Genomic DNA, 22,370 nt, shown 5'->3' on the forward strand with positions numbered 1-22,370 from the left:
CGCTCGAAGGGAAATGGTGCGGTGCATCATATCAGCCGACGCTAATATGCGCGCAGCCGCATGCATGGCCCGGACAGCGCCGCGTCACGTTCGGCCTGCGCTAGGTGCGTGTGACGCAGTCGCTGTGTCGACATGGTGTTGCTGGCGCGGGCGTAGAGTCGGCGGAGTCACTGGAATGGAGTACACGATGCCCATCGGCGATCCGATCCGCGTCACCCTGGAGCAGGACACGGACTTCGCGTTCCGCATTCGCTTCGACGAAACCGCGCTGGAGCCCTGGCTGAGCGACGAAACCGCGCCACTGGGCCAGGAGCGCGGCCCCAATCCCACGCGCATCCTGCTGGCCGGCATCGCCAATTGCCTGGCGGCCAGCCTGCTGTTCGCGATGCGCAAATACAAGAACGATCCGGCCGGCGTGGTCGCGCACATCACCGCCACGCCGATGCGCAATCCGGAAGGGTTCTGGCGCATTCCGCAGGCCTCGGTGGAACTGCAACTGCCCGGCGCCAACCAGGACTACGCGCAGCTGGAACGGATCCTGGCCCAGTTCGAGCAGTTCTGCGTGGTCACCCAGAGCGTGCGCCAGGGCATCGACGTGCAGGTCACGGTCAAGGATGCGCAAGGCACCGTGCTGCTGGGCGACAAGAGCATCGAGGCCGGCGCGTGACCGCGCCGCTGCATGTCGCCTGCCCACACTGCGCCGCGCTCAACCGGGTGCCGGAGGCGAAACTGGCGGACGCGCCGCAATGCGGACGCTGCCATCGTGGCTTGTTCGACGCCACACCGGTCACACTGACCGCCGAGACGTTTGCCGCGCATGCCGAGCGCAGCGAGCTGCCGCTGCTGGTGGACGTGTGGGCGCCGTGGTGCGGCCCATGCCGGACCATGGCCCCGCACTTCGCGGCCGCGGCCGCGCAGCTCGAGCCGCGGCTGCGCCTGGGCAAGCTGGACAGCGACGCGCAGCCGGCGTTGGCCGGGCGCTTCGGCATCCGCAGCATCCCGACGCTGCTTTTGCTGCGCCAGGGCCGCGAACTCGGCCGACACAGCGGCGCCATCGGCACCGCCGAGATCGTGCGCTGGACGCGGGCACAGCTGAATTCTGCGTAACGCTCTCGTAGCAGCGGCTTCAGCCGCGATGGGCTTGCCTGGGAAAGTCCATCGCGGCCGAAGCCGCTCCTGCACGGTGCGCCGGGCTTACTTGCCCAGCGCCGCGTTCAAGGTTGCCGCCAGGTCGGCACCGGCCTGGCGCAACTGCGCTTCGGCGACCGGGCGCCAGGTCGTCACGTAATCGGCCGGCAGCGTGGCGCCGGGCGGATAGAAGCCCGGACGCAGCATGATCCTGCAGGAGGCCTCGGCCCACGCCGCGGCCGGTGGCGGCAGCGCGCTGCCCGCCGGCGAGGGCGCCGGCAACGGCTGCTTTTCCAGCTCGGCCAGGTAGGCCTGCTCGTCCAGCCCGCGGCTGCGCAGCAGGCCGCTGTCCCACAGCGAATGCAGATTGCTGCCCTTGCCCTCGAACTGGATCTGCACGGTGTTGGCACCCTTGTCGCGGGCGTAGCCGGCATGCAGCGGCTGCTGCACGTCGCCGGCGAAATGCACGACGAACTTCAACGCCTGCGCACGCGCGGCCTGCGGCTGGCTGCGGTCGGCGAGGATCGCGGCCTGGCGGCGCAGCGCCTCGACCGCGCAGTTGCCGTCCGGGCAGTCGCGGGTTTGTTCGTAGTGGCAGTCGTTCTCGGCCAGGTTGACGTAATGCCAGCGCGCGCTGCGCTTGCCCAGGTCGGGATCGTGTTCGCGGAGCTGGTCGGCCCAGTTGGCCACACCGGCCAGCGTCGGGTCGGGTTCGCCCTGCAGCAGGGTGCGGACCTGCGCGCGGGCTTGCGGGGTGAGCTGGGTGTCGGCGAGATCGGCGACCAGGCGGTGGCCCAGCGGACCCCAGGCGAAGGCGGCGGACGGTGCGGCGGCGAGGGCCGCGGCGAGCGCGGTGCGAACGAAGGGAGAGATTTTCATGCGCCGATTCTAGCCGGCGCCGACGACGCGGCCATGACGCGCGTCAGGTCTGTTGCGTTGCCGCTCAGCACGGCGGACGCCGCTGCCAGACGGCGTCGCCGACCGCGCCGAGCCGCGTCCGAGGACACGACCCGGCTGCAGGCTCAGAAATACATCAGATAGGCGACGCCGTAGGTGACCGGATCGAGCTTGGCCTTGCCGAGCGTGCTGCCGTCCACCTCTACGTCGCTGCGCATGCCGGTCCAGCGCGCATCCACGCGGATCGCGCTGCGCTCGCCGACGGCGAAATCCACGCCGGCATGCAGCGCCGGGCCAATGCTGTCCTTGAACTTCACGTCGTTGGACGAAAACGCGCCCTTGCCGTCGCTGCCGAGGAAGGCGGTGTAGTTGAGGCCGGCGCCGACGAACGGGGAGATGTCGCCGTTGCCGTTGAAGTGGTACTGCAGGGAGATGGTCGGCGACAGCATCCAGGCGCTGCCGATATCGCCGCCGCGGTCCAGGCCGATCTTCTGCTGGCCGACCAGGCCCTGGATCTCCACGCCGAGGTTGCCGCGGAAGAAGTATTCGTAACTGAACGACACGGCCGGCGCGACGTCGGCGTCGAAGCGCTGATCGCTGCCGCGCAGCGTGCCGTTGGACGACCCCGGCACCATGCCGTGCAGGCCGTAGCTGGTGGTGAAGTGGCCGGCCGACTGCGCCGCGGCGGGCAGGGCGATGCTGGCGAGGGCGGCGACGGCAAGGCGACGGAACAGGCGTGGCGGCATGGGAGACCCCGGTGGACGACGAGTGGGCGGATGCGAACCCCGTGTCGGCCCGGCGGGCACCGATCCACATCCGTGTGGCGCGTAGTCTGCCAGAGAAGCGGGGCGGACGCGCTGCGCTCCGGCGAGGCCGCGTGTGCGGCCCGCGCGTCGATCCGGTACGGCCATGCTCCGGAATGGCGCCGCTGCCGCGAGCGGCGCCGATCCTGTTGCCGCCGGCGCCGCAGGTCGCAGCGGCGCCGGCGCCCGTCTCAGAACTTCATCACGTAGGCCAGGCCGTACACCAGCGGATCGATGTGCGCGGTGCCCAGGTCGCTGCCGTTGACCTTGACCTTGCTGTCAATGTCGATCCAGCGCATGTCCACGCGCAGCGCCGACTTGTCGGTGAGCGCGATGTCCACGCCGGCATGCGCGGCCAGGCCCCAGGAGTCGTCCAGCTTGAGCTTGCTGCCGGCCAGCGCGCCGGTGGTCTTCTCGCTGAAGAAGGTGGTGTAGTTGAGGCCGGCGCCGACGAACGGCGAGACCTTGCCGGCGCTGTTGAAGTGGTACTGCAGCGACACCACCGGCGGCAGGTGCTTGGTGCTGCCGACCTTGCCCACGCCCTTGACGCTGATGTCGTGCTCGAACGGCAGCGCGGCCAGCACTTCCACGCCCAGGTCCTGGTGCACGAAGTACTCGAAGGTCACCGTCGGCCGGATGTTGCTGTCGATGCGCAGCGGCAGGGTGCCGCCGGCGAGCGTGCCGTTGTCGGACTTCGGGTTGACCTGGTGGGCGCCGATGCCGATGGTCCAGTCGCCTTGCGACTGCGCCAGCGCCGGCAGGGCGCACAGGGTCAGGGCGGCGGCCAGGCCGGCGAGCAGGAGGGGGGAGGTGGTGCGCATGGTGGAGTCTCGGTTGGGTGTGGACGCAGTGTCCGGCGCGCCGCCCCATGCCGCCTTGATCCTGATCAAACCGGCGTGTCCGGCGTGGCGCGGCCGGCCTGCTAGAATGGGATTTCCCCTTCCATCCGCCGCGCCAGGCGCGGCCGCAGGAGCTACTGAAATGGCAATCAAGGTCGGCATCAACGGTTTCGGTCGCATCGGGCGCAACGTGCTGCGCTCGGCGGTGCAGAATTTCGGCAGCGACATCGAGATCGTCGCCATCAACGACCTGCTCGAGCCGGATTATCTGGCTTACATGCTGCAGTACGACTCCGTGCACGGCCGCTTCCAGGCGGAGGTGTCGGTCGACGGCAATCATCTGCTGGTCAACGGCAAGAAGATCCGCCTGACTCAGGAACGCGATCCGGCGGCGCTGAAGTGGGGCGAGGTCGGCGTGGACGTGGTGATCGAGTCCACCGGCCTGTTCCTGACCAAGGAAACCGCGCAGAAGCACCTGGACGCCGGCGCCAAGAAGGTGATCCTGTCGGCGCCGTCGAAGGACGACACGCCGATGTTCGTGTATGGCGTCAACGACAGCACCTACGCCGGCCAGGCCATCGTCTCCAACGCCAGCTGCACCACCAACTGCCTGGCGCCGCTGGCCAAGGTGATCAACGACAAGTGGGGCATCAAGCGCGGCCTGATGACCACCGTGCACGCGGCCACCGCCACCCAGAAGACCGTGGACGGCCCGAGCAACAAGGATTGGCGCGGCGGCCGCGGCATCCTGGAGAACATCATTCCGTCCAGCACCGGTGCGGCCAAGGCGGTCGGCGTGGTGATCCCGGAGTTGAACAAGAAGCTCACCGGCATGAGCTTCCGCGTGCCGACCTCGGACGTGTCGGTGGTCGACCTGACCGTGGAACTGGAAAAGCCGGCCACCTACGCCGAGATCTGCGCCGAGGTGAAGGCGCAGAGCGAAGGCGCGCTGAAGGGCATCCTCGGCTACACCGAAGACAAGGTGGTGGCCACCGATTTCCGCGGCGACGCGCGCACCTCGATCTTCGATGCCGATGCCGGCATCGCCCTGGACGGCACCTTCGTCAAACTGGTGTCCTGGTACGACAACGAGTGGGGCTACTCCAACAAGTGCCTGGAAATGGTCAAGGTGGTGGCGAAGTAAGCCGCCTGGCGTCGCCCACAAAGAAAGCGCCTTGCGGCGCTTTTTTTGTGGGCGATGACGTGCCCGGATGGAATGGCGCAGGTCCCGTGCCTGCATGTCCCAAAGGACATGACACGCTCCAGGTGTCGCACGCCGGCTTGCCGGACGGATCGTGCAGGTGCTTCCTGCCCCGGGTCGATGTTCGTGCGGTCGCGGCGGCACTGTTCAGGCTGGGGATCCGGATGGACTCGAGACCTGCCTGGCTTGAAGCCAATTCGATGCACTGCTATTGCCGGCATTGCTTCGCGAAAAGCTTCGGATAGTTCATTCTGGGGTCGATGCTTTTCAGGGGAATGGGCGTGGTGTTTTCGATTTCCTTTCCATCGAGGCCGATAAGCCTTGCGTGGCATTCCTTGTCGATCACCACAAGGCAGGTCTTGCCGAAGATGGATTTGTCTTTGACGAGCGTTGCGGATAGGTTGAAAAAAAGCCACGGACACTCGAATTCCGTCACGATCCTGCTGCCGTCCTCGTTGAGGATCGTCAGGCACGGCGGCTGATGATCGCGTTCGGGCAGCGCAAGGCACAGAATTTTCTTGTCGATGTACTTCGGATGTCTGGTCGAGGTCTTGCCGAAATACGAGGGTACCTGTCCCGCAATGTAATAAAATTCCCCGTAGTTATTGCCTTTCCTGTCGATCAGTACATCGCATGCCTCATAGCGGTTGAAATACCAGCTCGAAGATAGAAGGATGGGTTTGTCCAGAATTCTGTGAGTGATTCCCATGCCTCGTTGGGAGAGATCGAAACAGGTGTCTCCGCCGCCCTGTCCCCGGGTCGTTTCAAAATCTACCAGCGGTTCTCCTTCGGCGGTATATAGCTGGAAAATCTTGTGTGTGTAGTGATCGATGGGATTTTCGTCGTCGCGAATCCAGATCGAAAAGAAATACTCCGCGCCGCGCACGCGATGAACAGAAAATGGTTCTTCCCGGTAAGGGCCTTCCCATAGTTCCCGGCGTTCGTTTCTAAGCGTGTCGTAGAGGTGGATGCTGATCTGGGACAAGGGATTGTCCTTGTCCTTGGCCACTTGCAGCAACAGTCGTTGCGGCGTTATGGGGACTGCATGCAGGATGAGCTCGTCTTCAAGTAAGCGGACAAGGTTGCCGTTCCGAAGGGAGAAAATCGAGTTGGTAATGAATTTCCCTGAAAAATGGATTTCTATCCAGTAATCGATCTGACGGTTGAAATCCGTTTCCCACTTGTCCCAGTTGTAGGGGAAGTGGCTTCCATTTAAATCGGCGAACGTCTCTTCGGGCGATTGGTAGACGATGTCTCCATTGCTTTCGATCAGGTATGTCTTGTTCTCTTCGCCGGCTGCGTAATACAGGCCAAGCTTTTCCAGCCAGAAGAAATAGAGGTCCGGGTACTTGTCCTGTAGCGTAAGGCAATCCATATCTGCTCGTTTTTGAGTTGCAAATGGAGGGATGTTGGACGGTCATTGGCTGCGCATCGGCCTTGCGTGGCCAGTTTTCCGCCGTTTTCGTTGCGTCTTTATTGCTTTCCTCGACTTTCGCATGCAAGCAGGGGTGGTCGCTTGCCGCATCCACGATGATTGCATCGGTCCCAACGCGAGATCCACTCTTCATGGCCGGAGTGGTTCTGCGAGAGCCGATGGAGTCCTTGCGACGTGTTTCAGGCCCACCAGCGCATGTCGTCACAGTGCTCGTGGAGGTGCGATCAGGTCGATACTGACCAGGGCCGGTTCTGAGGTGCGTGCGGCGACCTTGTCCAGGTGCTGGAGTGGTCTCGGCCATGCGACTGGCGGGATGCGTCTGTTCCCGTGCAGCGCTCGGCCCGTTCTGGCGCTGTCACGTACACAGGTCGAGGCCACAACGCAAAAGGAGCGCTGACGCGCTCCTTTTGCGTTGTGGCGAGCCGCTGGCCTTGCCGCGGCGCGTCGGCTGCCGCAGGCTGGCTCGGCCTCGCGATTACAGCGCGTCGCGCGATTGGTTGCTTTCGGTCTGCTGGTAATCGGTGACCACGCCCTTGGCGTCGAATTCCACTTCCAGGTCGTACGACTTGACGTTGCGCGCGCCGACGCCATGCTCCTGCGCTTCGTTGATCGCCGGGCCGGTGTAGTAACCGGGCAGCATCCGCTTCAGCAGGCCGGTCGCGGTCTTGCGCGCCTTCTCGCCGTGAGATTCGCCGGGGCGATAGCTCCAGGACTTCTCGTAGCCGCCTTCCTTTCCGGACGTCCTGGAGACGTAATTGGGCTCGCCATAGATCGCGCGCACCTGCTCCTTGGTGGTCTTGCCGATGACGATGTTCTTCTTGACCGCATCGGCGGTGTAGAGATCCGGATTGTCGACCTTTTCGGCCAGGGCGGGAGCGGCGAAAGACCCGGCCAGCAGGGCCGAGATCAGCAGGGTGCGAAAGGGTTTCATGGTCATGTCCGTTTACCTGGGAAGTGGCGTCTGCAATCCAGAGTGCACCGGTCGCGTCGAGGCGATGCGTCGGCGCGGCATCAACGCGGCGCGACGAGCTTAGGCATGGCGAAATGACGCCGTCAATACAGTACGCACGGGCGTTCAGGCAGAGACGACGCCCTGCCGATGAGGTCGTCGCAGTCGTCGGCACACGGTCTGCGGGTGCCGGACAGGCGGCTGTGCCGACACCGCACGCGGCAGCCTGTGATCCGCTGCCGCTTTTGCGGTGGGCGCCAGTGTGTGCGGCCTACAGCGCCTGCAGGATCAGCGAGTGCCAGCCGGTGCGGTAGGTTTCGTAGCCGGGAGAGGCGGCGTGCGCGATGCAGTGCGGCCGGCCGTCGAGATCGATCAGCACCGCGCCGCGCGGCTGCTTGAACAAGGCATCGCGGCCGTCGAAGTCGATCCGGTCCTGCAGCATGCGCCCGGCCGAGTCGGCCAGCACCCGGCCCTGCGCATCGACGATGCAGACGCGGCTGCGGCCCCATTCGGATTCGGACAGCGGCGTGCGCTGCACGATCGTCTGCGCCAGCGCGTCCCAGCGGAACACGATGCCCAGCACGCCCAGCACGCGGCCATCGACGCGACCGCCGTCGCGCACCGTGCAGGCGTACACCAGCACGCGCTCGCCGTCGGCCAGCGCGCTGGCATGCACGTCCTGAAAGCCGAATTCCTCGCCGCTGCGCGTGCGCATCGCGTGTTCGAACCATGGCTGCGCGGAGACGTCGCTGCCGACCGAGCCGAACTGCCGTGGCCGGCCGTTGGCGCGGATGCGGCCATCGCTTCCGGCCAGGATCAGGTCGAAGTAGACCGTGTACGAATCCAGGATCTGGCCCATGCGCCGCGAGGCGTAGGCCAGCGCCTCGGCATCGCTGTCGGCACGCGACGCGGCGACCACCGCCGCGTCGGTGGCCCACCAGCGCACGTCGCAACTGCGCTCGTAGAGGTTGCGGTCGATCAGGTCGATGTTGCTCAGGGCCAGCTCGCTGAGCCGCGTGCGACGCACGTCGTCCTGCAGGCGGCCCAGTGTCTGCCGCATCTCCGCGCTGGTGCGCGCGGCGACCTTGTCCAGGTCCTGGGTGGCCTCGGCCACGCGTCGCGACAGCCCGTCCATTTCCTGCGCGATCACGCTGAAGCCGCGTCCGGCGGCGCCGATCCGCGCCGACTCGATGCGCGCGTTCATGGAGATCATGTGGGTGGTGCGGTTGATCGCATCGATCCCCTGCAGCGAGCGGCGCAACTGGCCGAGCAACTGGTCGGACAAGCCGACGACGGCGCGAATATGGTCATCGATCCCCGCGTCGGCGGGGTGGGCGGGTAGGTGCATTCATGCTGCCGGTGGGGTGGGAGAAAACAGCAGACGGACGACGCGATAAGGGGTGTAGCGGCCGCCGGTGCACGGGACTTGAGGGCGGTGTGAAGACCGTTTGTCGGAACGCCGGGCCTTGCGCTGACTGGGCTGCGGCCCCGTCCGTGGGCCGATGTCGGCGCCGAACTCGTCTACCATCTGCGCCAGGTCCGGCGCCGCCGGGCTCCCGGTGCGCGCCACGGGCGCCGCACCACCGCCTTTGGAGATGTGAGACGAATGGACAAGTTGGTCGTGCTGGTGGTGTTTGCGGCGCTGGTGGTGCTGGCGCTGCCACTGCTGTCGATCGTGGCCTTGGTCGGGCAGTCGCGCCTGCGCCAGCGGCTCGCCGCACTGGAGGCGCAGGTGGCGCGGATGGCCGCCGCCACGCCTGCCGCCGCAACGGATCGCGCCGATTCCGCGGCCGCTGCCGCAGAGGTTCAGGCCGCCGTCGCCGAACCTGAGCCCGAGGCGGAGGGCATGCCGTTCGTCGTCGGCCTCGACCTTCCGCGTCCAGACCCGTTCGCCGAGCACGCCGCGGCGCCGCCGCCGCTGCCGCCGCCCTTGCCGGTGCCTCCCAGGGACGAGGATTTCGCGACGCTGGCCGCCGCGGTCGAACGCGCCGAGCAGCAGCAAGCCCAGGCGCGCACCGCCGCGACGGCCCAGCCCGCCGCGCCGCGTGGGCCGGATCCGATCGAACGGCTGTTGGGCGGGATCAAACGCTGGTTCACCGAGGGCAATGTCCCGGTCAAGATCGGCATGCTGGTGCTGCTGGCCGGTGTCGCCGCGCTGCTGAAGTACGCCGGCGACCAGGGCTGGCTGCGCATGCCGATCGAGCTGCGCTACGCCGGCATCGCCGCCGCGTCGCTGGCCGGCCTGGCCTTCGGCTGGCGCCAGCGCACGCGCAAGCGCAGCTTCGCCCTCGCCCTGCAGGGCGGGGCGATCGGCGTGCTGCTGCTGACCGTGTTCGCCGCCTTCAAGCTGTCCGGGCTGATCCCCGCCGGCGCGGCGCTGGCGCTGAGCGTCGCCCTGGTCGCGGGCATGTGCGTGCTGGCGGTGGCGCAGGAATCGCGCACGCTGGCGGTGCTGGGCACGCTGGCTGGCTTCCTCGCGCCGCTATGGCTGTCCACCGGCAGCGGCAACCACGTCGCGTTGTTCTCCTACTACGCGCTGCTCAATGCGGCGGTGTTCGCGATCGCCTGGTACCGGCCGTGGCGGGTGCTGAACCTGCTCGGGTTCGGCTTCACCTTCGGCATTGGCACGCTGTGGGGCGTGTTGCAGTACCGGCCCGAGAAGTTCGCCAGCACCGAGCCGTTCCTGCTGCTGTTCTTCGCCTTCTATCTGGTGATCCCGATTCTGTACGCGCGGCGCCAGGCAGCGCGCAGCACGCTGATCGACGGCAGCCTGGTGTTCGGCACGCCGCTGATCGCGTTTTCGCTGCAGGCGGGGCTGCTGCGCGGCGACGGCCTGCCGTTGGCGCTGTGTGCGCTGGGACTGGCGGCGATCTATGCCCTGCTGGCGGCGGCGCTGATCCGGCGCGCGAGCTTCGCGGTGCTGGGGCAGGCGTATGCGGTGCTGGCGGTGGGGTTCGCCACGTTGGCGGTGCCGCTGGCGCTGTCCGCGCGCGCGACCGCCAGCGTGTTCGCGCTGGAGGGGGCGGCGTTGGCGTGGCTGGGCCTGCGCCAACGGCGCTGGCTGCCGCAGTTCAGCGGCGCCGGCCTGCAACTGGCGGCGTCGTTCGGTTTCCTGGTGGGCGTGGAGGACATCGCCCAGGACACCCAGGCGGTGGCCAACGCCACCTTCATGAGCGGGCTGCTGCTGGCGCTGGCCGGCTTCGCCAGCGCCTGGTGCTACCGCCGTGGGCGGGCCGCCGTGCCGGCGCTGGGCTACTACGTGTGGGGGCTGTTCTGGTGGTGCGGGATCGGCGTCACCGAGATCGTGCGATTCGTCGACGCCGACGCGCGTGCCGACGTGCTGCTCGCCTGGGTCGCGGTCAGCGGCTGGCTCGCCGCCGAGGCGCAGCGGCGCTGGCCGGCACTGGCGCTGGCCGCGACCACGCTGGGTGGCCTGGCCCTGGCCTTGCCGCTGGCGGTCTGGCAGGCCGATGTGCACGGGCAGCCGTTCGCCGGGCATGGCGCCTGGGCCTGGGCGCTGTTCGCGGTGCTCGGCGTGCGCAGCCTGCTGTGCCTGCGCGACAGCGGTGGCGGCGTCGCGCGTGCGGCGCAGTTCGTGTGGTGGCTGGTGTGGCCCAGCGTGGTCGGGCTGCTGTGCACCTGGATCGCGCTGCACAGCGAGCTCGCCGCCGGCTGGCGCTGGATGCTGTTGCTGGCGCCCTGGTTGCTGGCGACGGCGCTGTCGCTGTGGCGCTGGAACTGGCTGGCGGCTCCGCTGGGTGCGGCATTCGCGCCGTGCCGCAGCGCGCTGCAGAGCACCTACTTCGGCCTGCTGTCGGTGGCCTGGCTGTACAGCCTGGGCCTGCCCGGCAGCAGCGCGCCGCTGCCCTGGGTGCCGGTGCTCAATCCGCTGGAACTGACCCAACTGGCGCTGCTGGTCCTGGGCGTGCGCTGGACCCGCACCGCGGAGCTGCCGGGGCTGCTGCGGCCCTGGCGCACCCAGCTGTTGGCCGGTGCCGGCTTCCTGTGGATCACCAGCGTCACCCTGCATGCGGTGCATTACTGGGCGGCGGTGCCGTGGCCCGGCGTGCTCGGCAATGGCGTGGCGCAGACCAGCCTGACCGTGGTCTGGAGCGTGCTGGGCGTGCTTGGCTGGGTGCTGGGCTCGCGGCGCGGCCAGCGCGGCCTGTGGCTGGCCGGCGCGGTATTGATGGCGGTGGTGCTGGGCAAGCTGCTGCTGGTGGACCGCGGCAACCTCGGCAACGTCGCCGGCATCGCCTCGTTCATCGCGTACGGGTTGTTGTGTACGGTGGTCGGCTATCTGGCGCCGGCGCCGCCGCGCGCTGCCGAACCGGCCGAGGAGGCCATCCCATGATCCGACGTGCGCTGTTTCCATTGTTGCTGGCCGGGTTGCCGCTGTGCGCGTTCGCGACCAGCCAGCGCGACGACTACGCCCAGCAGTGGCCGCTGACCCTGCAGGACGCCGATGCCGGCGCCTATCGCGTGCAGCTCGACGATGCGGTCTACCGCAGCGCGCAGCGCGCCTCGCTGGGCGACGTGGAGGTGTTCAACGCGGCCGGCGACCCGCTGCCGGCGGCCCTGTTCGCCGCCGAGCAGGCCGAGACGGCGCCGCGCCGGCAGCCGTTGCCGTGGTTTCCGCTGCCGGCGGCGCCCGACGGGCGGACCCCGGATCTGGAGCTGATCGCCGAGCGCGACAGCGACGGCAGTGTGCGCCGCATCCAGACCCGCGTGGCCGGCGCTGGCTCCGACGCGGGCGCTGCCGGCTGGCTGGTCGATGCCAGCGCGTTGCATGCGCCGCTGCGCGCGCTGTCGCTGCAATGGGCCGCCGCTGCGCAGCCACAGCAGGCGCGCTACCGCGTCGAGGGCAGCGACGATCTGCGCGACTGGGAGGTGCTGGTGGCCGATGCGACCCTGGTCGACCTCAGCAACCAGGGGCGCCGGCTGCAGCAACTGCGCATCCCCATCGGCCGCGAAGTGCGCTATCTGCGCCTGCTGCCGCTGGCCGGTGCCGGCGCGCCGCCGCTGACCGGGGTGGAGGCCGAACTGGCACCGACGCCGGTCGTCGCCGATTGGCATTGGCAACAACTGGACGCGGCGAGCACCGATCCCGCGCAGCACGGCTATGCCTTCGTGTCGCCGGGGCGCTACCCGGTGACGCGCGTCGACATCGCTTTGCCCGGCAACAACGCCATCGAATGGCGCGTGCAGAGCCGCGACAGCGCCGAGGCGCCGTGGCAGGACCGCGCCGGTCCATGGCTGGCCTACCAGGTGGGTGGCGGCAGCCGCTCGCCGCCGCAGGCGCTGACTGCGCCGGTGCGCGACCGCTACTGGCGGTTGCTGGCGGCACAGGACCCGGGCCGGCAGCGGCCGGCGCTGCGCCTGGGCTACCAGCCGGAGACGCTGGTGTTCCTGGCGCAGGGCGCGCCGCCTTATGCGCTGGCCGCCGGCAGTGCGCGCACCCAGCGTGCGCAGGCGCCGCTGGCCGCCGCGTTGCAGGCCTTGCACACCCAGCGTGGGCCGCAATGGGCGCCGGCCACTGCCAGCCTCGGCGCGGCGCAGCCACTGGCCGGTGCCGCGGCGCTGCAGGCGCCACCGCCGCCGCGCGACTGGAAGACCTGGCTGCTGTGGGCGCTGCTGGTCGGCGGTGCGCTGCTGGTGGTCGGTTTCGCGCTCAGCCTGCTGCGCAAACCCGGCGCCGGCGAGGGCACGGGCTGATCGATCCCGCGGCGACGGCGCGCACGCCGCGCCGCGCGCGCGGGGCAGCGCACCGTCCCCCACCGATTTGCCGCTGTGCGGCCGACGCCGGACAATGGCGGTTTCGCCGCTGCGCGGCGATCGGCCGAACGGCGTGCACCCGACGTTCCGATGCCGACGCCGATACTGCACCGATGGCGCGGTTTTCCCTTTGCAATCCCACGAAAGCGAGCAATCACATGTCCATCCTGCGAATGACCGATCTCGACCTGTCCGGCAAGCGCGTGCTGATCCGGCAAGATCTGAATGTGCCGATCGACAATGGCCTGATCACCTCCGAGCAGCGCATCCTGGCCTCTGTGCCGACGCTCAAGCACGCGCTGGAACAGGGCGCGGCGGTGATGGTGACCTCGCATCTGGGCCGGCCCAAGGAAGGCGTGTGGACCCAGGAGGATTCGCTGGAGCCGGTGGCCATCCGCCTGGCTGCGCTGCTCGGCGTCGACGTGCCGCTGATCCGCGACTGGGTCGATGGCGTGGACGTGCAGCCCGGGCAGATCGTGCTGCTGGAGAACTGCCGCATGAACGTCGGCGAGGGCAAGGACGACGAGGCCCTGGCGAAAAAGTATGCGGCGCTGTGCGACGTGTTCGTGATGGACGCGTTCGGTACCGCGCACCGTGCGCAGGCGTCCACCCATGGCGTGATCAGGTTCGCCCCGGTCGCCGCCGGCGGCCCGCTGCTGATGGCGGAGCTGGATGCGCTGGCCAAGGCGCTGGAGCAACCGGCCAAGCCGCTGCTGGCGATCGTCGCCGGCAGCAAGGTCTCGACCAAGCTGGAACTGCTGTCCAACCTGGTGGACAAGGTCGATCAGCTGATCGTCGGCGGCGGCATCGCCAACACCTTCATCGCCGCGGCCGGGCATGCGGTCGGCAAGTCGTTGTGCGAGCCGGACCTGCTCGACACCGCGCGCAAGATCGTGGCCGACGCCAATGCGCGCGGCGCGGCGATCCCGCTGCCCAGCGACGTGGTGGTGGCCAAGCAGTTCATGCCCGACGCCGAGGCCACGGTGAAGGCGGTCACCGATGTCGCCGACGACGACCTGATCCTGGACATCGGGCCGCAGACCGCCGCGCACTACGCCGAGCTGATCGCCAAGGCCGGCACCGTGGTCTGGAACGGCCCGGTCGGCGTGTTCGAGTTCGACGCCTTCGGCAAGGGCACCGAGACCCTGGCGCGGGCGATCGCCGCCTCGTCGGCGTTCTCCATCGCCGGCGGCGGCGACACCCTGGCCGCGGTCGACAAGTACGGCATCGCCGAGCAGGTCAGCTACATCTCCACCGGCGGCGGCGCGTTCCTGGAGTTCCTGGAAGGCAAGACCCTGCCGGCGGTGGCCGCGCTGCAGGCGCGCGGCGCGTGAGCGCCGCCGACGTCCTGTTCTTCGACCTGGACGGCACCCTGGTCGATTCGGAGGCCGGCATCGTCGGCAGCCTGCGCCATGCCTTCGCCGAACTGGGCCAGCCGCTGCCGACCCCGGCGCAGTTGCGCGCCTGGATCGGCCCGCCGCTGCGCGACAGCTTCCAGCAGCACTTCGGCGGCGATGCGGCGTTGGTGGAGCAGGCCTTGACGCTGTACCGCAGCCGCTACGACAGCCACGGCTGGCGCGAGCACACGGTGTTCCCGGACATCGGCGCGGCGGTGGAGGCGGTGGCTGCGGCCGGTCACCGCTTGGCGGTGGTGACCTCGAAGAACGAACGCTTCGCGCGGCGCATCGTCGAGCAGTTGCCGTTCGGCGCCCGCTTCGAGGAGATCGTCGGTGCCAGCGACGACGGCGCGCGGCGGGCCAAGCCGGACCTGATCGCCGAGGCGCTGCGCCGGCTCTCTGTCGTGCCGGCGCAGTGCCGCATGATCGGCGACCGGCGCATGGACATCGACGGCGCGCGCCATCACGGCATGCGCAGCATCGGCGTGCTGTGGGGCTTCGGCGATGCCGAGGAGCTGCGCCAGGCCGGTGCCGATGTGCTGGCGCAGTCGCCGGCGCAGTTGCCGGCGCTCGTCGCGGCCTGAATGGGCACGTGCGCCGGTGCGTCCGGCGCACAGGGCGCTGGCTGCGCATGCTGCGTCGCCTGCCCGCGCGGTGGCCGCGCGGTGGCCGCGGGCCGGCGGCTGTTGGCGTGGCATGACCACATACTGTCCCGCATTGTCCGCTCGCTATGCCGGGAAGCGCGTGCGTCTATGCCGAAATGCCATGCTGTGTGATGGGCGCGTGTGCTAGCTTTGAGCGCTTTTTCCAAGGATGCCATCATGATCGAACGCCAGCGCCGCACCAAGATTCTCGCCACCCTCGGTCCGGCCACCGACCCGCCCGGCGTGCTCGAGGATCTGTTCCGCGCCGGCGTCAACGTGGTGCGGTTGAACTTCAGCCACGGCGATCCGTCCGGCCAGGCCAAGCGCGCCGCCGAAGTGCGCGCCGCCGCGGCCCGCGTCGGTGCCGAGATCGGCATCCTCGCCGACCTGCCCGGTCCGAAGATCCGCATCGAGCGCTTCGCCCAGGGCAAGGTCTCGCTCAAGCTCGGCGACCGCTTCGACCTCATCGCCGACCCCAATGCCGCGCCGGGCGACGCCAGCCAGGTCGGCGTCAGCTACCTGGGTCTGCCGCAGGACGTGGCGCCGGGCGACGTGCTGCTGCTGGACGATGGCCTGATGCAGCTGAAGGTGGTCGAGGTGCAGGGCGAGCGCATCGTCACCAGCGTGCTCAACGATGGCGTGCTGTCCGATCGCAAGGGGCTCAACAAGCAGGGTGGCGGCCTGTCGCTGGGCGCACTGACCGAGCGCGACAAGGAACTGATCGGCATCGTCGCCAAGATCGGCGTGGACTTCATCGCGGTGTCGTTCTGCCGCAACGCCGAGGACATGAACGAGGCGCGGCGCATCGCCCGCGCGCACGGCTGCGACGCGGCGCTGGTGTCCAAGATCGAGCGCACCGAGGCGATCGAGAACCTGAGCGAGATCGTCGAGGCCTCGGACGTGGTGATGGTCGCGCGTGGCGACCTGGGCGTGGAAATCGGCGACGCCGAGCTGCCGGGCCTGCAGAAGAAGATCATCAAGGAATCGCTGGCGCAGAACAAAGTGGTGATCACCGCCACGCAGATGCTGCAGTCGATGGTGGAAAGCCCGATCCCGACCCGCGCCGAAGTGCTGGACGTGGCCAACTCGGTGATCGACGGCACCGACGCGGTGATGCTGTCGGCCGAGAGCGCCGCCGGCGCCTATCCGATCCGCGCGGTCGAGGCGATGGCGCGCATCTGCCTGGGCGCCGAGCGCCAGTTCGAGACCGAGACCGACTTCGGCATGGCCCCGCGCAACCTCGAGCGCGCCGACCAGGCCATCGCCATGGCCACGATGTTCCTGTCCCAGCACGTGGGCGTGCGCGCGATCGTGGCGATGACCGAATCCGGCGGCACCCCGCGCTACCTGTCGCGCTTCCGCGCCAAGGCGCCGATCTTCGCGGTGACCCGCCACGACGGCGCGCGCCGGCACATGGCGATGATGCGCGACGTGTTCCCGATCAACTTCGACAGCCGCGGCCTGACCCCGCGCGAGGCCGCGCGCGGCGCGATCCGCGTGCTGGTCGAAGCCGGCCTGCTGGCGCCGGGCGACCGCGTGGTGTTCACCAGCGGCGAGCACATGGAAACCCACGGCGCGACCAACACCCTGCGCCTGCTCGAGGTCGGCCCGGACGGCCGTGCCAGCGGCCTGGGCGAACTCTGAAGGACGCGGCGCGGCGGCCCCGGCCGCCGCGCCGTCGGCAATACCTGTTCGATCGCGCATGGAACGGCGCGGCGCCCTCCCGTTCCCTGATCGTGCGACACCCCCATGACGTCCCCAAGCGCGCACGCCGAACTCGGGCTGGACCTGCCCGAGCGCCCCGGCACGCATTGCCTTGAACACCTGATCCAGGCCTCGGCCACGCGCGAGCTGGTGGTCACCGAGGATATCCGCGACCGCCGCGGCATCCTGCTCGTCGCCAAGGGCCAGCGCATCAACGCCGGCCTGCGCGAGCGCCTGATCGCGCGGCGCCTGCTGCGTCCGCTGGAATCCTCGCTGGCGTTCTGCGAGGAACTGCGCCCGAGCGAAGTGCAGCTGGCCGCGCAGCGCGAACTGGACGAACACCCGCACCTGCGGCAGTTGCTGGGCGAGCAGGCGCAGCCGGTGATGGCCATGCTGGCCCGCGCCCGCACGCTGGGCGCGCCGGGCACCTTGCTGACCACCCTCGGCCAGACCCGGCCGGCCGCGTTCTCGCACGCGGTGCGGGTGGCGATGCTGGTGTCCTGGCTGGCGGCGCTGCTGTCGCGCTCGGATGCGGCGATGCGCGAGGCCGCGGAAGTCGGCCTGCTGCACGATCTCGGCGAGATGTACGTGGATCCGGTGGTGCTGGAGATTCCGGAGGCGCAGCAGGACTTCGCGCAGTGGCGCATGCGCTGCGTGCACCCGGTGATCAGCGCCGCGCTGCTGGGCGAATCCGGCGTGTACTCGGCGCAGCAGGCCGCGGCCGCACGCGAGCACCACGAACGCATCGACGGCTCCGGCTATCCGGTCGGCGCGTCGGCGCTGTCGCCGCTGGGCCGGTTGATCTCCTGTGCCGAAGCGCTGGATGGGTTGTTCGAACGCGAGCAGGGCCATGCGCAGGCGCTGGCGCGGATGCGCATCGCGCTGCGCGTTGTGCCCGGACAGTTCCCGCGCGACGTGGTCGACCTGCTGACCGAGCGCCTGCGCGACTGCGCGCTGGAACAGGCGCCGGCGCACGATCCGCAGCACCTGCGCGAGGTGGTGGCGGCCCTGCTCGACGGCCTGGAGCGGGCGCGCGACGAGGCGTTGCGGCTGCAGCGCGGCGGCGACCTGCGCGAGGACGAGCGCGCGGCCTTGCAGCATCTGCTGCTGTTGATCGTGGGCTACATCATGGCCATCCACGATTCCGGCGCCGGCAAGATGGTCGAGCAACTGCCGTGGCTGATCGCCGCGCCGGAAGCGGCCGAGGAAGTCGATCGCGTCTGCTGCGAACTGCGCTGGCAGCTGCCGGGGCTGCGCCACCACGCCGCGTTGCTGGCGCACCGCCGCGCGCGCAGTGCCGACGACTGGCAGCCCTTGCTCGATGCGCTCGACATCGCCTTGCCGACAGCGCAGGGCGCGCCTGCGCCGGTGCCGGCCCTGGACATTGCGCCGCTGCAGACCGCGCAGGCCGAAGAAGAGGCGCAGTGTGACGCAACGACGGATGCACTTGGCTGACGTGCCGGGAACATGCGCGGTCTACGCCTGTAACCGCTTGCAATTCCCGCGGTAACGGAATGCATGCAGGCCGGCCCGGTATAATGGGCGTTCCCCCGCTGCAGCCATCAGGAACCGTATGAGCATCGAACAGCTTGCCGAAACCGCACAGGCAATGGTCGCCCCGGGCAAGGGCATCATCGCGATCGACGAATCCACCAGCACCATCGCCAAGCGCTTCGCCGGCGTGGGCATCGAGAATGTCGAAGAGAATCGCCGTGCCTACCGCGAGCTGCTGCTGACCACGCCCAAGCTGAGCGACCACATCTCCGGCGCGATCCTGTATGACGAGACGATCCGCCAGAAGACCAAGGACGGCGTGCCGTTCGCCAAGTACATGGCCGAGCACGGCATCATCCCCGGCATCAAGGTCGACAAGGGCACGCATCCGCTGTCCGGCATGCCGGGCGAACTGATCACCGAAGGCCTCGATGGCCTGCGTGCGCGCCTGGAGGAGTACTACAAGCTCGGCGCGCGCTTCGCCAAGTGGCGTGCGGTCATCACCATCGGCGAGGACATCCCGTCCGGCGTGTGCATCGAGACCAACGCGCATGCGCTGGCCCGCTACGCGGCGCTGTGCCAGGAGCAGGGCCTGGTGCCGATGGTGGAGCCGGAAGTGCTGATGGACGGCGACCACGACATCGAGACCTGCTACGAGGTCACCGAAGCCACGCTGCGTTCGCTGTTCGGCGCGCTGTACGAGCAGAACGTGGTCCTGGAAGGCACCATCCTCAAGGCCTCGATGGTCATCGCCGGCAAGGACTGCGACGAGCAGGCCAGTGTCGAGGAAGTGGCCGAGTCCACCGTGATGTGCCTCAAGAGCACTGTGCCGGCGATCCTGCCGGGCATCGTGTTCCTGTCCGGCGGTCAGACCGACGAGCAGTCCACCGCGCACCTCAACGCGATGAACCAGCTCGGCAACCTGCCGTGGCCGCTGAGCTTCTCCTACGGCCGCGCCATGCAGCAGGCCGCGCTGAAGCTGTGGGCGCAGGACATGAAGGGCAATTTCGCCAAGGCGCAGCAGGTGGTGTACGAGCGCGCCAAGGAAAACGGCCTGGCCGCGCTGGGCAAGTGGCAGGGCTGATCGGCCCCGCAACGCCTGCGAGTAAAGAAGAACGCCGGCATCGCCGGCGTTTTTCGTTTCGGGGCCATCGTGTTGCGGGAGCCGGCAGCGGAGCTTGCGCACTGGTGGCCAGGCCGCAGGGCGCGTCGGCGAGGCACGCCGCGGCGCTCAGGGCGCCAACGCCGCCGGCGCGTGGAAGCGATAGCCGCTGTTGCGCAAGGTCTTCACCGGCAGCGGGCGTCCGCTGATCTCCTCCACGCGGCGCCGCAGGCGGTACATCTGCGTGTCCAGCCGCCGCCGGTCGTACTCGAGGAAGTTCACCCCCAGCGCGTCGGCGATCTCGCGGTGGCCCACGCTCTCGCCGGCATGGCGCATCAGGCAGGCCAGCACCAGCAGATCCTGGCGCGACAGCGGCACCGGCGGCGCGTTGGGAACGTTCAGGCGTGCGGCGGCCAGTTCCAGGACCCAGCGCGCCGCCGGCGGCGGCAGGGCCAGACGCCGGCCCAGCGACGCCAGGGTGGCGGCGAGTTCGTCCAGATCGACGCCCTTGCCCAGGTAGTGGTCCACGCCGAGTTCCAGTCCCGCGATGCGGTCGCTGGCGGTGTTGCGTGCACTGAACACCACGATGCCCAGCCGATGGCCGGCACGCCGCAGTTCACTGACCAGTTCCAGGCCGCTGCCGTCGGGAAGACCGACGTCGATCACGGCCATGGTGTGGCGCGCCGGATCGAATCGTTGCCGGAAGCCGGCGATGCTGTCCACGCAGACGGCGATATAGCCCAGATCCTGCAGGAACTCGCCGAGTTCCTCGCACAGCACCGGCTCGTCCTCGAGCAGGATCACTTCGGACATGGAGTCGCGTCCTCGCGCAGTGCGGTTTGCTGTAACGTCATCGGCTGGCAACGGTGCGGTATGGCGAATGATGGCGCAATGGTGGCGCTGGCTGGTGGGCGTATGGCTCGTGGTGGGCGTGGCCGTGGCCGCCGACGCGGCGCCATCCCCGGTCGCGGCGCTGCCGTTGACCAGCGCGCACCAGGATGCGAGCGGGTATCTGCAGCGCCTGGACGATCCGCACGGCCGACTGGACGTAGTGCAGGCCGCCGCCGCGACCGGCTGGACTCGGCTGCCCGCCGGCCTCAACGCGGGATTCGCCGACGGTACCGTGTGGCTGCGCCTGCCTCTTCATGTTCAAAGTGTACCGCCCGGCGGCTGGATGGTGCGATTGAGCAATGCCTTGCTCGACGACGTGCAGGCCTACGTGCGGCCCGAGGGCGGCGCCTGGCGCGCGCTGGGGGACAGCGGCGAGCGCGTGCCGCGGCGCGATTGGCCGGTGGACTACCGCAGCCCGGTCTTCCAGTTCGCGCCAGCGCATGCGGGCGATTACGAGGTGCTGCTGCGGTTGCGCAGCAAGAACGCGTTGGTCACCCGTCTGGACGTCTGGCAACGGCTGCCGTTCGATAACCACTCGCGGCGCGAGGGGCTGCAGTTCGGCCTGTATTTCGGCTTCTACCTGTTGCTGCTGTGCCTGCACGTGCTGTTCTGGCTCGCCACGCGCGCGCGCATGAGTGGCCTGTTCGTGGCCTATCTCGGCGGCTGCGTGTTCAACGAAGCGATGTCCATCGGCCTGGTGCAGCAGGTCACCGGCATGCCGATGGCGTGGAGCGACACGCTGTTGGGCATCAGCATCGCCTGCAGTCTGCCGGTGGGATTCCAGGTCGCCAGCCGGCAACTGAACCTGCGCGCCTTTCATCCGCGGCTGGTGCGCTGGGGCACACGTCTGCTGTGGGCGGTCGCGTTGGGTTGCGCCGTGTTCGTGCTCGCCGGCCACTACGCCTGGGGCATGCAGCCGGTGCAGTCGCTGGGCCTGCTGGAGATCCTGCTGCTGGCGGGGCTGGGGCTGCACCTGCTGTGGCGACGCTATCGGCCGGCGCTGTTCTTCGTGCTCGCGTTCTTTCCGTTCTATCTGGGGGTGATGTTGGGCTTCCTGCGCAACCTCGGATTCGTCCCGGTCAATGCGTGGACCCAGTACGCCACCACGTTCGGCACCATGCTGCACATGACGCTGCTGAGCGTGTTCCTCATCGGCCGTTACGAGCGGCAGCGCCGATTGCGCGAACGGCGGCATGCCGAGGCCGCGGTGGCACTCGCGCGCAGGCACGGTCTGGCGCTGGAGCGTGACGTGGCCTTGCGCACCGCAGAGCTGCGCAACGAAATCGGCAGGCGGCAGGCGCTGGAGAACGACCTGCGCGGCTTGCTGCAGACCGAGCGCAAGGTCATGCAGGAGCAACGCGATTTCGTGGCGATGGTGTCGCACGAGTTCCGCACGCCGCTGGCCGTCATCATGACCTCGGCGCAACAGCTGGCGCGCAAGCTGGATGCGCCGCCGGAACGCAATCGCGTGCGCTGCGGCAACATCCGCGACGCGGCGCAACGGCTGCTGGCGCTGGTGGACGAGTATCTCGCCGACGACCGCATGGGCGAGGCGGCCTCGGAACTGCGGCTGCAGCCGTGCGCCCTGCGCGTGCTGCTCGACGACCTGTGCGGTGACTTCCCGCCGCAGCGCGTGGTCTGCGAGGTTCTCACCGACGACGATGGTCTGCTCACCGACACCGGACTGCTGCGGGTGGCCGTGCGCAACCTGCTCGCCAATGCCGACCGCCATTGCCCGGCGGGCATGGCCATCCGCGTGCGCGTCCGCGGCAGTGCCGGAGGGCTGCGGCTGGAGGTCGCCAATCCGGGCGAACGCATCGCGCCTGCCGAACGCGAGCGGCTGTTCCAGAAGTACTACCGCGGCGAAAGCGCGCGGCATGCGCCGGGCGCGGGGCTCGGTCTGTACCTGGTGCGGCGCATCGCCGAACGTCTTGGGGGATGGGTAGGCCTGGCCAGGCAGGCACCCAACGAGTCGGTCTGCTTCGTATTGCTGCTGCCGCGCCGCCCGGATGCACAGCTCGCAGTGTCGCGCGTGCCGCCGGCGACGGATGCCTGATCGCAGGCGGCCGTGCGTATCCCGACGCACGCTCTGCGCCAACAGCAAAAACAAT

The 22,370-nt window shown here is 68.9% G+C and carries 18 protein-coding genes; 11 read left to right on the forward strand and 7 right to left on the reverse strand.

What is annotated here, in order from left to right; translation table 11 throughout:
• The first annotated feature begins 187 nt into the window (after positions 1–187).
• Together ACHWVH_RS17105 and trxC are read left to right on the forward strand one after the other, a co-directional pair.
• Positions 188–667 (forward strand): OsmC family protein, encoded by a 480-nt coding sequence (locus tag ACHWVH_RS17105; protein WP_019801935.1) that lies wholly within the window; start codon positions 188–190, stop codon positions 665–667.
• The gene (gene trxC, locus ACHWVH_RS17110; protein ID WP_152181047.1) at positions 664–1,107 is read left to right on the forward strand and encodes a thioredoxin TrxC; all 444 of its coding nucleotides are present in this window, start codon (positions 664–666) and stop codon (positions 1,105–1,107) included. The genes ACHWVH_RS17105 and trxC overlap by 4 nt, the downstream gene beginning before the upstream one ends.
• An 87-nt stretch (positions 1,108–1,194) precedes the next feature.
• On the opposite strand, the gene ACHWVH_RS17115 is transcribed toward trxC, so the two are convergent.
• The 3 genes from ACHWVH_RS17115 to ACHWVH_RS17125 all read right to left on the reverse strand — a co-directional run bounded on the left by ACHWVH_RS17115 (position 1,195) and on the right by ACHWVH_RS17125 (position 3,649).
• A complete protein-coding gene (locus tag ACHWVH_RS17115) occupies positions 1,195–2,007 on the reverse strand; it encodes a S1/P1 nuclease (protein WP_267115154.1) in 813 nt (270 codons plus the stop codon).
• Between the two features lie 143 nt (positions 2,008–2,150).
• Positions 2,151–2,771 (reverse strand): OmpW family protein, encoded by a 621-nt coding sequence (locus ACHWVH_RS17120; protein WP_150409931.1) that lies wholly within the window; start codon positions 2,769–2,771, stop codon positions 2,151–2,153.
• A gap of 248 nt (positions 2,772–3,019) precedes the next feature.
• Positions 3,020–3,649 (reverse strand): OmpW family protein, encoded by a 630-nt coding sequence (locus ACHWVH_RS17125; protein WP_017917377.1) that lies wholly within the window; start codon positions 3,647–3,649, stop codon positions 3,020–3,022.
• Between the two features lie 160 nt (positions 3,650–3,809).
• Between ACHWVH_RS17125 and gap the strand changes: the two genes are divergently transcribed.
• Complete coding sequence (gap, locus tag ACHWVH_RS17130; RefSeq protein WP_017911669.1) at positions 3,810–4,811, forward strand: type I glyceraldehyde-3-phosphate dehydrogenase; 1,002 nt, start codon at positions 3,810–3,812, stop codon at positions 4,809–4,811.
• A 265-nt stretch (positions 4,812–5,076) separates the two neighbouring features.
• Here the strand turns inward: gap and ACHWVH_RS17135 are convergent, their stop codons facing one another.
• From ACHWVH_RS17135 to ACHWVH_RS17145, 3 genes are all read right to left on the reverse strand, one after another.
• The gene (locus ACHWVH_RS17135; protein WP_295928150.1) at positions 5,077–6,243 is read right to left on the reverse strand and encodes a hypothetical protein; all 1,167 of its coding nucleotides are present in this window, start codon (positions 6,241–6,243) and stop codon (positions 5,077–5,079) included.
• A 535-nt stretch (positions 6,244–6,778) separates the two neighbouring features.
• On the reverse strand, positions 6,779–7,234 hold the full coding sequence (locus tag ACHWVH_RS17140; RefSeq protein ID WP_232757275.1) for a hypothetical protein: 456 nt from the start codon (positions 7,232–7,234) through the stop codon (positions 6,779–6,781).
• Between the two features lie 289 nt (positions 7,235–7,523).
• Positions 7,524–8,600, reverse strand: coding sequence for a cache domain-containing protein (locus ACHWVH_RS17145; RefSeq protein ID WP_394687608.1), 1,077 nt, complete (start codon positions 8,598–8,600; stop codon positions 7,524–7,526).
• A gap of 258 nt (positions 8,601–8,858) precedes the next feature.
• Here ACHWVH_RS17145 and ACHWVH_RS17150 point away from each other — a divergent pair, with 258 nt between their 5' ends.
• The 7 genes from ACHWVH_RS17150 to ACHWVH_RS17180 all read left to right on the forward strand — a co-directional run bounded on the left by ACHWVH_RS17150 (position 8,859) and on the right by ACHWVH_RS17180 (position 19,350).
• Positions 8,859–11,606 carry a DUF2339 domain-containing protein gene (locus ACHWVH_RS17150; protein ID WP_295928147.1) on the forward strand — a complete coding sequence of 916 codons (2,748 nt, stop codon included), beginning with the start codon at positions 8,859–8,861 and terminating at the stop codon, positions 11,604–11,606.
• The gene (locus ACHWVH_RS17155; RefSeq protein WP_295928145.1) at positions 11,603–12,967 is read left to right on the forward strand and encodes a DUF3999 domain-containing protein; all 1,365 of its coding nucleotides are present in this window, start codon (positions 11,603–11,605) and stop codon (positions 12,965–12,967) included. Before ACHWVH_RS17150 ends, ACHWVH_RS17155 begins: the two co-directional genes overlap by 4 nt.
• A 218-nt stretch (positions 12,968–13,185) precedes the next feature.
• The gene (locus ACHWVH_RS17160; protein WP_026144302.1) at positions 13,186–14,361 is read left to right on the forward strand and encodes a phosphoglycerate kinase; all 1,176 of its coding nucleotides are present in this window, start codon (positions 13,186–13,188) and stop codon (positions 14,359–14,361) included.
• The gene (locus ACHWVH_RS17165; protein ID WP_152236159.1) at positions 14,358–15,008 is read left to right on the forward strand and encodes an HAD-IA family hydrolase; all 651 of its coding nucleotides are present in this window, start codon (positions 14,358–14,360) and stop codon (positions 15,006–15,008) included. Before ACHWVH_RS17160 ends, ACHWVH_RS17165 begins: the two co-directional genes overlap by 4 nt.
• 237 nt (positions 15,009–15,245) lie before the next feature.
• Positions 15,246–16,712 (forward strand): pyruvate kinase, encoded by a 1,467-nt coding sequence (gene pyk / locus ACHWVH_RS17170; protein WP_010341498.1) that lies wholly within the window; start codon positions 15,246–15,248, stop codon positions 16,710–16,712.
• 105 nt (positions 16,713–16,817) lie between these two features.
• Complete coding sequence (locus ACHWVH_RS17175) at positions 16,818–18,227, forward strand: HD domain-containing phosphohydrolase (protein WP_394687609.1); 1,410 nt, start codon at positions 16,818–16,820, stop codon at positions 18,225–18,227.
• A 118-nt stretch (positions 18,228–18,345) separates the two neighbouring features.
• Positions 18,346–19,350: a class I fructose-bisphosphate aldolase gene (locus ACHWVH_RS17180; RefSeq protein WP_295928140.1), complete on the forward strand. Its 1,005-nt coding sequence runs from the start codon at positions 18,346–18,348 to the stop codon at positions 19,348–19,350.
• 147 nt (positions 19,351–19,497) lie between these two features.
• Here the strand turns inward: ACHWVH_RS17180 and ACHWVH_RS17185 are convergent, their stop codons facing one another.
• Complete coding sequence (locus ACHWVH_RS17185) at positions 19,498–20,181, reverse strand: response regulator transcription factor (protein WP_295928138.1); 684 nt, start codon at positions 20,179–20,181, stop codon at positions 19,498–19,500.
• 94 nt (positions 20,182–20,275) lie between these two features.
• On the opposite strand from ACHWVH_RS17185, the gene ACHWVH_RS17190 reads away from it, so the two are divergent.
• Entirely contained in the window at positions 20,276–22,315 is a 2,040-nt protein-coding gene (locus tag ACHWVH_RS17190) for a 7TM diverse intracellular signaling domain-containing protein (RefSeq protein WP_394687610.1), read from the forward strand.
• The last annotated feature ends 55 nt before the right edge of the window (positions 22,316–22,370 follow it).

Source organism: uncultured Xanthomonas sp., assembly GCF_964278005.1.
GTDB lineage: Bacteria > Pseudomonadota > Gammaproteobacteria > Xanthomonadales > Xanthomonadaceae > Xanthomonas_A > Xanthomonas_A sontii.